At 35.1% G+C, this 12,506-nt stretch carries 10 protein-coding genes; 4 read left to right on the plus strand and 6 right to left on the minus strand.

The window, feature by feature from the left end; all coding sequences use genetic code 11:
• The 6 genes from VFS71_RS09635 to VFS71_RS09660 form a co-directional block, all read right to left on the minus strand.
• Window positions 1-884, minus strand: an 884-nt coding sequence (locus tag VFS71_RS09635; protein WP_326400972.1) for a tetratricopeptide repeat protein, incomplete at its 3' end; no start/stop codon positions are given.
• Window positions 885-1,210: 326 nt separating this feature from the next.
• Window positions 1,211-3,418 (minus strand): TonB-dependent receptor, encoded by a 2,208-nt coding sequence (locus tag VFS71_RS09640; protein WP_326400973.1) that lies wholly within the window; start codon window positions 3,416-3,418, stop codon window positions 1,211-1,213.
• Window positions 3,419-4,223: 805 nt separating this feature from the next.
• A complete protein-coding gene (locus VFS71_RS09645; RefSeq protein ID WP_326400974.1) occupies window positions 4,224-5,213 on the minus strand; it encodes an aspartate-semialdehyde dehydrogenase in 990 nt (329 codons plus the stop codon).
• 171 nt (window positions 5,214-5,384) lie between these two features.
• On the minus strand, window positions 5,385-5,813 hold the full coding sequence (gene mscL, locus VFS71_RS09650; RefSeq protein WP_326400975.1) for a large-conductance mechanosensitive channel protein MscL: 429 nt from the start codon (window positions 5,811-5,813) through the stop codon (window positions 5,385-5,387).
• A gap of 65 nt (window positions 5,814-5,878) precedes the next feature.
• Entirely contained in the window at window positions 5,879-8,326 is a 2,448-nt protein-coding gene (locus VFS71_RS09655) for a bifunctional UDP-N-acetylmuramoyl-tripeptide:D-alanyl-D-alanine ligase/alanine racemase (protein WP_326400976.1), read from the minus strand.
• A gap of 2 nt (window positions 8,327-8,328) precedes the next feature.
• Window positions 8,329-8,949, minus strand: coding sequence for a thymidine kinase (locus VFS71_RS09660; protein WP_077376037.1), 621 nt, complete (start codon window positions 8,947-8,949; stop codon window positions 8,329-8,331).
• Between the two features lie 234 nt (window positions 8,950-9,183).
• On the opposite strand from VFS71_RS09660, the gene VFS71_RS09665 reads away from it, so the two are divergent.
• The 4 genes from VFS71_RS09665 to VFS71_RS09680 form a co-directional block, all read left to right on the plus strand.
• Window positions 9,184-10,206, plus strand: a complete 1,023-nt coding sequence (locus VFS71_RS09665; protein ID WP_326400977.1) for a hypothetical protein — start codon at window positions 9,184-9,186, stop codon at window positions 10,204-10,206.
• A 57-nt stretch (window positions 10,207-10,263) separates the two neighbouring features.
• Entirely contained in the window at window positions 10,264-10,980 is a 717-nt protein-coding gene (gene rsmI, locus VFS71_RS09670) for a 16S rRNA (cytidine(1402)-2'-O)-methyltransferase (protein WP_326400978.1), read from the plus strand.
• 10 nt (window positions 10,981-10,990) lie between these two features.
• Window positions 10,991-11,335, plus strand: a complete 345-nt coding sequence (locus tag VFS71_RS09675; RefSeq protein WP_326400979.1) for a HopJ type III effector protein — start codon at window positions 10,991-10,993, stop codon at window positions 11,333-11,335.
• A 140-nt stretch (window positions 11,336-11,475) separates the two neighbouring features.
• Window positions 11,476-12,506: single-stranded-DNA-specific exonuclease RecJ (locus tag VFS71_RS09680; protein ID WP_326400981.1), on the plus strand; the 1,031-nt coding region annotated here is incomplete at its 3' end.

Genomic DNA, 12,506 nt, shown 5'->3' on the forward strand with positions numbered 1-12,506 from the left:
CCTTCGGATTCTTTAAGTTTGAATTTGGAATAAGCCAAATTATCCAATAACATAGCATATAGTTTAGGTTTGTCCTCAAACAAATGTTCTTCTTTCAATCCTCTTTCAAAATATTTTTTGGCCTGTTTGTAATTTTTCAAACTCAAATACACATAGCCAATATTGTTTAAGGAAGAAGCTTTAAATTGCAATACTAATGGAATAGACTGGTTATCAATAACAGCTAATGCTTTGTTATGATATTCTAATGCTCTGCTGTACTCCTCTCTTTCATTGTATAAAATACCCAAAAGATTATAGGATTCATATAGTAAATCATTTGCATTTTCTCCTTTTAGAACTCTTAATGCCTTAAAAATTGTTATTTCACTGTCAAAAAAATCATTTTGATTGTATCGTAAGTTCGCTTTACTAATTCGTGTTTTAGCCAGATCGTAATTGTTGTTGGTTTTAAGATAAAGCTTTTCTGCTTTAAAATAGCAATAAAATGCACTATCGGAAATATCTTTCGTGCTATAATAATCACCTAAATAAGTGTAGGCTTTAGCCATATTAGCAAAATCATCTTTATTCCTAGAACGCTCTAAAATGAGATTAGAAGTTTCGCGATAACCTTGCCAATCATTCATATTATAATAGCGATTGGCTACTTTAAAAAGATTGACTTTATTAATTGAATCATCCTTCTGATTCAGAATAATAGATAATGCTTTTTGATTGTATTTTTTTTTGAAACCATATGGCAAATGCTCGTCATTTGCTAAAGTAAGATAAGTTGATAGGCTATCTTCTGAAGATGGCGAATTTTTTTTGTTGCTTTTATTATTGGTACATCCAATGAAAAAAGCTAGAAATAAGAATAATATGTAGCAATTTTTTTTCAATAGTAGGTTTTGATTTCAATCAAAAATACTAAAACTTTTCATATAAAAAAAGACTCCTAAATAATGAGTCTCCTTTATTATTCATTATGTACCTTCCTAAAATACGTTAACACAAAATCACTGATCATTATTAAATCAAAAAACAGACCAAAAAAAGTTGACTTTACAAGAACTGATAGTGCTGCCCCAAAAAAAAACTATTTGACTTAATGAAGTAGAGCTTTCTGATTATGAGCCTTATTTAAAAATAATAAAGTAAAAAAAATTGATATAAAACCCCAATAATAATTTGCTATTGGGGCTTATTATTTTGAGAAAATTTAAACTTAGAATTTAAACGCAACTCCTAAAACAAAGTTTCTTCCCAGATTGGGTATTCCCGAAGTGGCCAAACGAGATAAATGCGGGATATAGGTTTTGTTGAACAAATTATTCCCATTCAGATTTAGGTCAAAAGCCATTTCACCCAACTTTACTTTACCTCCAAAACCCATATTCAATAAGGTATAACCATCCGAAGAAATATCATAACCGCTTACTTTGTCCTGACTGAAAGTAGTAGAAACATTTAAAGTAGCAAAAGCATCCTCAAGCCATTTTCCAATTACAAAATCAGTTTTTAGGGTGTTGTCCCAATTGTTAGCCGGAATTTGTGGCAAATAACCGCCATCATGTAATTTTCCAGTAACAGTTTCAAAACTGGTTTCAAAATGCAACCAATCCAAAGGATGCGGATGAATATGCAAAGCGACTTCTCCTCCATACAAATTGGCATTATTCTGAATGTAATCATACACCTTAAATCCATCAATTTCTACCCCAGATGGTGACGAATAAATGTAATCGTTAATATGATTGTAAAAACCACTCACACTAAACTCAAAATGGGTGCTTTTATATTCCAAATCCAAATCGGTTTGCAGATTTTGCTCGGTTTTTAAATCAGGATTTCCTATTTCATAACGAAAAGTACCTTCGTGAACGCCATTCGAAGACAACTCAGCCAAATTTGGTGCCCTGAATCCTGTTGCGGCATTCAAACGAAAAGACAAAGCCTTGGCAAAATTCGTTTTATATCCCAACGAGGCGTTGAAGCTGTCATAGTTTTTATCAAGTGCCTCAAAATATCCTTCTTCGCCAACAACTCCGTGCTCTTCGGAAACTAAATGGCGGTAATCAAAGCGAAGACCTCCCTGCAAGGAATTGTCACCCCAATTGTAAATCCCTGTTCCAAAAACGCCAAAATCATTTGTTGTTGCATTTGGAATTAAAAACTCATCAGCTAAATTTTTATTTTCTTGGGACATTCCTTGAACACCAAAAATGCTTTCTACTTTACCTAGCTTTGGCAAATAGTATTTGACATTATAATCAAATGTGTTTAAAATCATATGCAAAACAGCAATGTTACTGTCTTCAAACTCGCTTCGGTCATTCTTGATATAACCTAAATTCACATCCAATTTTGAATCGCTAAAAAACAGCGTGTTATTCAAAGAGAGTAAATTACTGAAAACACCTTGTTTTGGAAAAGTTGTTTTCTTACTTGTGGTTTGGTCAGCAATTCCATCTTCGGGAATTCCAACATCCAGATTGTTGTAATTGTATCTCAAAGTACTTGAAAACTTGGCATTGCTGTACCCTATTCCTGCTTTGAAATCCATTTCCTGAAAACGTGTGTTAGTAACACGGTCACCATCTGGAATTTTATAATCTGATTGAGTGTTGTAGGCTCCACGGATAAGGTATTTCCAATTATCGGTAGATGTTTTCAATCCTAAAGTTGTGCTCGCACCAAGAGTATTCGAAAACAATCGTTGTCCAAAATCCCCTTGAAAAGTATTAGCCAAAGCAAATTTTTCGGGATTAAAAAACAAAACCCCTCCCAATGCATCGGAACCATAAAGCAAAGATGCTGGACCTTTTATAACCTCAACATTTTCTACCCCAGAATCGTTCAATCCCAAACCGTGTTCGTCTCCAAACTGTTGATTTTCTAGTCGAACACCTTGAGTATAGACCAACACTCGGTTTCCGCTCAATCCTCGAATTACGGGCTTTCCGATTGATGTCCCTGTAGAAACTTGTGATACTCCAGGAATGGTGGCCAATCCTTCTATCAAAGTGGCACTCCCTTTTTCTTGCATTGATTTGACGCTTTCGCGATCTACTTTCATCACGTTTTGAGATTGTAATTTGGAGAAAGGAGTGGATACAATAACCTCATCCATCTGAAAAGCCAATTCGTCCATAACGACATCAAGTGTCTGAGTATTTTGTGCTTTTTCAATCTTTTTATCTTGGGTTGAAAATCCTACGTATGAAAATACAAGCGTTAACTGTCCACTTGGGAGTTCCGTCAAAGTATACATACCGTTTTGATCCGTTTTGGTTGATTTATGCAATTCGGATGCTTCAACGACAACTCCAGCCAAAGGATTGTTTTTGGAGTCTGTTACCTTTCCACTTATGGAGTTTTGTGCTTGTAAAAAAGTGGTAAGCCCTAGCAATAGAGCCACTATATATCTTTTCATTTGAATATCTGTATTGTTCCAATCAAAGTCCTTTATAAAAAGGCAACAAATGATTGAAAATGTTTTGTGAATAATAGAACTACTGACAAAATCTCTTATGAAAGCAGCCTCTAAATATGTTTGATTTAAAAACGAACAACCCGAATAAAACCAGACTCACATTAAAATTATACATAAACCAAGAGCCATTGAATGCATTAATTCCAAAAATGGACTATGCTGGCTTTTTAGCCCTGATGGAAGCGGCATTCAATCTCATTTTTTCTATGAGATGCAATATAGCGGACAGCAGGAACGATGTTTACTAATAAAGCCTATTCTTTCGCTCCTAGATAATTTTATCTGTAGATTACTACGAAGTGAGGGATAAACAGGGTCATTTATATACAATTTGGGGGGCCGCGATGGGAATACAAGCTACCTGAAAACGAAAAAACGCTTTTTATAGTTGCAAAAAAGTAGGGTATTTTCCAGTTCCCAGCGAAGAATGCGTAGGAATAATTTATTGGTGTTACAAAACTGCTAAATCCAAATTCACAAACAAAACAATGGTCAAAACCGTGGTGTTGGTGGGTAAACTCTGAACTGGAATTATAGGTGTGATGACAGGTTTTTTCAGAAAATTTTTCTTGTAAATGGCTAATACTATCAACTGATTGAAACACTATTGAGAACAATACTGCAACAACCAAAGAAAGATTAAATATGAGCTGTTTCCTTTTCATCACCGCAAAGGTATGAAAACAAAAAAACTACAACCTCTTAAAGTTGTAGTTTTCTTATAAATTAAATATCTGAAAATGGATTAAACCAATTTTGCCGCAATTAAATATTCTGCAATTTGAATGGTATTTGTTGCTGCTCCTTTTCTCAAGTTGTCGGCAACAATCCACATATTCAAAGTGTTTGCTTGGCTTTCATCACGACGAATACGTCCTACGAATACGTCATTTTTACCTTCAGCATATTTTGGCATAGGATAAGTGAAAGTATCCAAATTATCTTGAACCGTTACACCATCAGTTTGGCTCAAAAGAGTTCTTACATCGCTTACATCAAAATCATTACTGAACTCAACGTTTACCGCTTCACTATGACCACCAACAACTGGCACACGAACAGCTGTAGCAGTTACTTTAATTGAATCATCACTTAAGATTTTTTTGGTTTCTTTAACCAATTTCATCTCTTCTTTTGTGTATCCGTTATCTTCAAAAACATCACATTGTGGAATACAGTTACGGTTAATTTCGTATTTGTAAACCATATCACCTTTTACTCCGGCAACTTCGTTTTCAAATTGCTGAACGGCTTTTACTCCTGTTCCCGTAATGGATTGGTAAGTAGAAACAATAACACGTTTTACATTGTATTTTTTATGTAATGGAGCCAAAGCCAATACCATTTGAATAGTCGAACAGTTTGGATTTGCAATGATTTTATCTTCTTTTGTCAATTCGCTTGCATTGATTTCCGGAACCACCAATTTTTTGGTTGGATCCATTCTCCAAGCTGATGAATTATCAATAACTGTAGTCCCTGCAGCAGCAAATTTTGGAGCCCATTCCAATGATGTTCCTCCACCAGCAGAAAACAATGCAATATCCGCTTTCATATCAACGGCTGTTTGCATTCCTACTACTTTGTATTTTTTTCCTTGAAATTCAATTTCTTTTCCAACTGATTTCTCAGAAGCAACAGGAATTAATTCGGTTACAGGAAAATTTCTTTCTGCCAATACTTTCAACATTATTTCGCCAACCATTCCGGTAGCTCCTACAACTGCTATTCTCATCGTATGTATATTATAAAAATGTATATTTTAATTTTGAAGTACAAAAGTATGTAATATTCAAAACATAACAAGCGCATTCACAAAAATTAACAAATTGTTATAAATTAAACAAAATAGAAAAACCACCCATTTATAGAGTGGTTTAGTTAGAATATATAGTGTAGAGCGGTATTATTTCTTCAGCAAATCTCTAATTTGGGTAAGCAATTCTTCCTGTGTTGGTCCAGCAGGTGGAGCTTCAACCACGGCTTCTTGCTTTTTGGTTTTTTCATAAGCTTTCAGCACCATAAAAATACAAAAACCTATGATAACAAAATCAAAAACAGTTTGAATAAAAGAGCCGTAATTAATGGCTACTTCTGCAATAGCGGGCACTTTTTCCGTTCCATTTTCCATAACAGCCGGAATGCCATCCTGAAGAACAATCTTTAGGTTTTTAAAATCTACTTTTCCTAATGCCAGTCCTATTGGCGGCATCAAAACGTCATTTGTAAAAGAGGTGACAATTTTTCCAAAAGCTCCTCCAACGATTACCGCTGTTGCCAAATTCACTATTTCGCCTTTCATCAAAAAGGCTTTGAAATCACTGATAAATCCCATAATGTATTGATTTTGGTTGGTTTATAATATAACGAATATACTCAATTTTGGGAAACAAAATACTATTATTCTCTATAAAAAACGCGTTTTACCCGTTGCGAAATACTCGTAAGGATTTCATAAGGGATTGTTTTCAATTGTTCCGCCATATAAGTTACGGTCGGGCTTTCGCCAAAAATCACGACAGAATCTCCTTCTTTACATTCAATCTCGGTCACATCAACCATAAGCATATCCATACAAACGCTTCCTAGAATGCTTGCTTTTTTATTCTTAATCGTTACAAATCCAATTCCATTCCCCCAACTTCTGGCAATTCCGTCTGCATAACCAATTGGAATTGTGGCAATTTTTGATTCTCTACTTGCCATAAATCGTCTACCGTAACCTACGCTTTCGCCAGATTGAATCGTTCTGATTTGGGAAATAATGGATTTTAAAGTTCCCACATTCTCAAGATATTTTTGTTCTTCCGAATCATTAGAAACACCATAAAGACCGATTCCTAAACGAACCATATCATATTGTGCCTGTGGAAAATTACTAATACCAGAGGTGTTCAAAATATGGCGAATCGGAGTAATTGACAATTCACTCATTAATTTTGAAGATAATTTCTCGAATAAACTAATTTGATACTGTACAAAATCTTTGTGTTGCAAATCATCACTTGTAGCCAAATGCGATAGAATACTCTGCACTTTGACTGTTGAGTTTCCTTTCAGAGTTCCTATTAAATCATCAATTGTATTCGCCTCAAAACCCAAACGATGCATTCCGGTATCCATCTTAATATGAATAGGAAAATCTTTTAGTTTCTTTTGTTCTGCAATTTTCAAGAAAGCATTCAATCCTTTCAAACTATAAATCTCAGGTTCCAATTGGTGCTGAATTATAGCCGGGAAACTGGTGTTTTCAGGATTCAAAACCATAATGGGTAATTTGATGCCTGCCATTTTTAAAGAAATTCCTTCATCGGCGAAAGCCACTCCCAAATAATCTACTTTGTGATGTTCCAGTAATTTTGCAATTTCAAATCCTCCGCTTCCATAACCAAACGCTTTTACCATCGCCATCATTTTGGTAGTGGGTTTTAGCTTTGATTTAAAGAAATTAAAATTATGGCTTATTGCATTCAGATTGATTTCAAGAACTGTTTCGTGCGTTTTTTCGGCAAATGCTGCCACAATTTCTTCGAACTGGAAAGATCTCGCTCCTTTTATTAGAATGGTTTCATTTTCAAAATTCAATTGTTCCAAATGCAATAAAAATTCATTGGTATCTTTAAAAAAAATGGCGTTGGGAAGCTTTCTTTCCAATGTTGAAATCGTTTCGCCAATTCCAATAAAACGGCTGATGTCATTAGAAATAATCAACTCCGCCACTTTAGAATACAAAACTTCATTCGACAATCCGCTTTGAAAAATATCCGAAAGCACAACCGTCTTTTTCTGATGTTGTTTTTGACTTTCAAGAAAATCCAATGCTATTTTTAAAGATTGAAAATCGGAACTATAACTGTCGTCAATAAGACTGCAATTATTAATTCCTTTTTTTACTTTCAAACGCATTTCTATCGGGTACAATAATTCGATTCGGTTTTGAATGGTTTTGGCATCGTATTCCAAATGCAACAAAACCAATAAACACGAAATCACGTTTTCGACTGAAGCATCATCCACAAAAGGAATTTTCAAGATCGAAATATTCTCTTTATAAGTATATTCAATAAGTGCATATTCGTGAGTGTGTTCTTTTTTGGACACAAAAACTGTAGCAGTAGTATCCGTAAAAGACCAAGAAATAACTTTAGTTTTTGGAAGAATAAATTGCTCTACACCATTATTTTTTTGATAAATCACTACCTCCGAATGTTGGAAAAGCAGCATTTTTTCTTTGACTTTTTCTTCCAGATTTTTAAACCCTTCATCGTGGGCAGATCCTATATTGGTTAAGATTCCAATCGTTGGCTGAATGATTTTCTCCAGTTTATCCATTTCTGAAACAGTCGAAATTCCGGCTTCAAAAATACCCAGATTATGCTTTTCATTGATAGCAAGCACCGACAACGGAACACCAACCTGGGAATTATAACTTTTAGGACTTCGGATAATATTATAATCGGGACTCAGTAGGAAATTTAGCCACTCTTTTACGATTGTTTTTCCGTTGCTTCCTGTCACTCCTATAATTGGAAACGAAAAAAGGCTTCGATAATGGGCAGCAATTTGCTGTAAAGCTTCCAGAGTATTTTTGACAACCAAAAAATTGGCTTTTGATTCAAGACCATCTGGAATGTGGGTTACCACAAAATTCTGAACACCTTTACCAATTAAATCTTTTAAGTATATGTGAGCGTCGTGATTGGTTCCAACTAATGCAAAAAAAAGTGTTTTGTCATTATTTTGCAAAGAACGACTGTCAATCGAAATGTTATCAATAGATTTTCCCGCCGGATTTCCATTCCATTTCGAATTTAGGACAGTTTCAATATTTACAATATTTAAATTCAATCTTAGTCTTTATTATTGGGTTTATGACTCTCGCTGTTTTTGTCATCTTTCCTCATCGCGTGATAATAGGCAGCGCGACTCAATGGTTCATATTCCTCGGTTTCACCAAGCATTACGAGTTTATCATTATCCGTCTTTCGAAAACTATAATTCGCTAAATTTCCTGTTCGGGTACACACTGCATGCACTTTGGTAACATACTCGGCTGTTGCCATAAGCGCTGGCATTGGTCCAAAAGGATTACCCTTGAAATCCATATCCAAACCGGCAACAATGACACGAATTCCTTGATTGGCAAGGTCGTTGCAAACCGTCACAATTTCGTCATCAAAGAACTGCGCTTCATCAATACCAACGACATCACAGCCTTGTGCCAAAATCGCAATATTAGCCGCTGCAGGAACGGGTGTAGAGCGAATTTCATTACTGTCGTGGGACACCACCATTTCCTCATGATATCGAGTATCGATTGCGGGCTTGAAAATCTCTACTTTTTGCTTGGCAAATTGTGCTCTTTTTAACCTGCGAATGAGTTCTTCGGTTTTCCCCGAAAACATTGAGCCGCAAATAACTTCAATCCAACCAAACTGCTCTTTATGATTTACTGTGTTTTCGAGAAACATTTTATATTTTTCTAGCTTAAAAAATGAATAGTTTTTATTACTTTGTAACGGTAATAAATCGCATGGGTAAACTCAATTTTACCTCGTTTCAAAAGTAGATAATTTTTATCAAATCGAAAATTTGAGAGGTCTTATTTAGATAATAAAAAAGAAAAAAGAAATTCATACCTCGCCACCTATTACAAACAAAGAACAATTTTATATAAAGCCATATTCATTATAATTTCAGAAGCCATGAAAAAAAAATTGGAAGCCGACTTAATCAGCATTGCTCATAGAATTTTACAACTTAAAAATAAATCTGACATCAATCAGCTTTTTTTGGAAACACAAAAATTATATGAAAAATTAGCAGTTTTACGATTTGTGGAAGAACATTTTGGAGAGCCAAAGCCCACCATTGGTCAAGCTGAAGTTGTAGAAAAAATGAAAGAATTTTTCGAAAACATAGCGGTTCCTGAATTTCAAAGACCTCCATCAATTACCAAAACCACCATAGAAGAAACTCCTGTGGTTGAAATTATTGAGGACAAAACTATCGCTCCTATTGAAGTTGAAGAAGTAAAGGAAGAAGATAGCAAAATTGAATTGGAAGAAGTCATTGCTGCAAGCGAAGAAGTTCCAACTTCAATTACTTCTGAACTTTTGGCTGTGGCAGAAGAATCCGAAGACATTATTTCTGAAAAAATAGAAGAAGATACCCCAATTGAGAAGCCAATGTTCGTTCTGGAAGAAACAGAAATTGAACCAATTGCTACATCAATTGTTGAACCAATAGAAACTGCAAAGTTAGAATCTTCTAAGAAAAAGGAAATAGTCCAAATATCTTTTGATGATCTACTTGGTGGAAAATATACTGATCCTGATTTTGTAAAAGTGTCTCCTTCTGATAAAAAACAAGAATCAGATTCTACCCAACCAGCTCCTTCCTTTGATTTTCAAAAAGAACCCATTTCAAATGCTTCGCAAACGACGATAGAAAAAACAGAACCCAAAACGATTACCTTGAATGATAAATTAGGAAAAGAAATCAACATTGGATTAAACGATCGAATTGCTTTTGTTAAACATCTTTTTGGTGGAAACAATGAAGATTACAATCGCGTAGTAAATCAACTCATCACATTTGATACTTTTACTGAAACCAAAACTTTTATTGACGAAATGGTAAAACCTGATTACAATAATTGGGAAGGAAAAGAAGATTACGAAAATCGTTTTATGGAAATCATAGAGAAAAAATTCTTATCGTTTTAGTGATTTCAACTTTACTCATTTTATATTTTATTAAATCCTCTCTTTTAAGCAAGAAAAATGTCAAAATTATATATAGTCCCTACTCCTATTGGCAACCTCGAAGACATGACTTTTCGGGCCATTAGGATTCTTAAAGAAGTAGATTTAATCCTTGCCGAAGACACTAGAACGAGTGGTAAATTACTCAAGCATTTTGAGATTGGCACACACATGCACAGTCATCACATGCATAACGAACACAAAACAATCGAGAATGTAATTTCTAGATTGAAAGCTGGCGAGAACATCGCCTTAATTTCGGATGCAGGAACACCAGCGATTTCCGATCCCGGATTTTTGCTTACTCGCGCTTGTATCGAAAACGGAATTGCTGTAGAATGTTTACCTGGTGCAACTGCTTTTGTACCTGCTTTGGTCAATAGCGGTTTACCTAATGACAAATTTGTTTTTGAAGGTTTTCTCCCGGAAAAAAAAGGAAGACAAACCCGGTATATGGAACTTGCAGAGGAAACCCGCACGATGATTCTGTATGTTTCCCCACATAAATTAGTCAAAACTTTAGCCGAATTTATTACCTATTTTGGTGAAGACCGCACCATTTGTGTTTGCAGAGAATTATCAAAACTGCATGAAGAAAATGTTCGGGGAACTGCCCGCGAAGTCCTGACACATTTTGAAAAAACAGCTCCTCGTGGTGAAATTGTCGTAGTAGTTGCAGGAAAAACAATTGTAAAAGAAGCCAAGAAAAATAAATTTCAAAAAGAAGAAGAATAAATACACAAATATGAGCATTAATACCTTTTTAGACAAACTAAAACAAACTCCAACAATCATAACATTTGCAGAAACAATTGCAACAATAGAAGAAAACTACACTTTTACGCCAACCGCGTTTAAAAATGGTGAACAATATAATGCCGCTGGAGAAAACTCAGGATCTTGCAAATTATTTGCTTTTGCGCTATTGCAAAAATTATCTGTTGCTGAAACTTTGGCTTGTTTTGGAGCTTATTATTTTGAGGAAGTTCTAGGAGATCCAAATGGAACCAATCACCAAAACATTCGCAACTTCATGAAAACAGGTTGGGACGGAATACAATTCGAAGGAGAAGCATTGCTTTTGAAATAGTTTTATTTCACATGTAGATATTCATTTATTTTTATTGGTCATATGTAATTCGCATATCATCATTAGTGTTTACGACCAATTTAAAATCATGCTCATTTCATTAAATACAAAAAATTAGTACCCTAAAACTGCCATAAAAAATGCGTTGGACACTTAAGCCAAAACCTGCAGAAGAAAAAATAAAGCACCTAGCCCAAGCTTTGAATGTAGAAGAATTTGTCGCTGCTTTATTAATACAAAGAGGGATTGAAACTTTTGAACAGGCCAAACTTTTTTTCCGGCCAAGTTTAGACGACCTGCATGATCCTTACCTAATGAAGGACATGGACAAAGCCGCAGAACGCATTGAGAAAGCCATCGCAAACCAAGAAAACATTCTCGTATTCGGTGATTATGATGTCGATGGAACCACCGCTGTATCTCTTGTTTCTTCATATTTGAAGAGCTATTATCCTAACATTGCCACTTATATTCCAGATCGCTATAACGAAGGTTACGGTATCTCATACGCGGGAATTGATTTTGCCGATGATAACGGATTTTCACTCATCATTGCCTTGGATTGCGGTATAAAATCCATAGATCATGTCGCTTACGCAAAAGAGCGAAACATTGATTTCATCATTTGTGATCACCACAGACCAGGAACATTTTTACCAGAAGCCGTTGCTGTTTTGGATCCAAAACGCGAAGATTGCAATTATCCTTATGATGAATTGTGTGGTTGTGGCGTAGGTTTCAAACTTATTCAGGCTTTAGGAGCCAATAGAAACCAAACTATTGAAGACTTGGTTTTGTATCTTGACTTGGTAGCCACTGCAATTGCGGCCGACATTGTACCGATGACCGGTGAAAACCGTGTGTTGGCTTATTTCGGATTACAGGTAATTAATGCGGAACCAAGACCTGGAATTAAAGCATTAATACATCAAATAAAAAAGAAAACACTCGACATTACTGATGTTGTATTTATAATTGCTCCACGAATCAATGCCGCAGGCCGTATCAAACATGGAAATCATGCAGTAGAATTATTGACCGAATTTGATTTTGAGCAAGCACAACAATTTGCCTCCGAAATTGAACAATATAATACCGATCGAAAAGATTTGGACAAACAAATCACAAAAGAAGCACTCCAACAAATAGTCCAAAACCAAGAAGAGAAAAA

It is taken from the genome of Flavobacterium sp. (assembly GCF_035760125.1).
GTDB lineage: Bacteria > Bacteroidota > Bacteroidia > Flavobacteriales > Flavobacteriaceae > Flavobacterium.

Coding starts and splice junctions, on each gene's coding strand:
- mscL (WP_326400975.1), bottom strand. CDS start 5,813: ATGGGATTTATCAGTGATTTCAAAGCCTTTTTGATGAAAGGCGAAATA.
- rsmI (WP_326400978.1), top strand. CDS start 10,264: ATGTCAAAATTATATATAGTCCCTACTCCTATTGGCAACCTCGAAGAC.
- VFS71_RS09665 (WP_326400977.1), top strand. CDS start 9,184: ATGAAAAAAAAATTGGAAGCCGACTTAATCAGCATTGCTCATAGAATT.
- VFS71_RS09645 (WP_326400974.1), bottom strand. CDS start 5,213: ATGAGAATAGCAGTTGTAGGAGCTACCGGAATGGTTGGCGAAATAATG.
- VFS71_RS09640 (WP_326400973.1), bottom strand. CDS start 3,418: ATGAAAAGATATATAGTGGCTCTATTGCTAGGGCTTACCACTTTTTTA.
- VFS71_RS09660 (WP_077376037.1), bottom strand. CDS start 8,949: ATGTTTCTCGAAAACACAGTAAATCATAAAGAGCAGTTTGGTTGGATT.
- VFS71_RS09675 (WP_326400979.1), top strand. CDS start 10,991: ATGAGCATTAATACCTTTTTAGACAAACTAAAACAAACTCCAACAATC.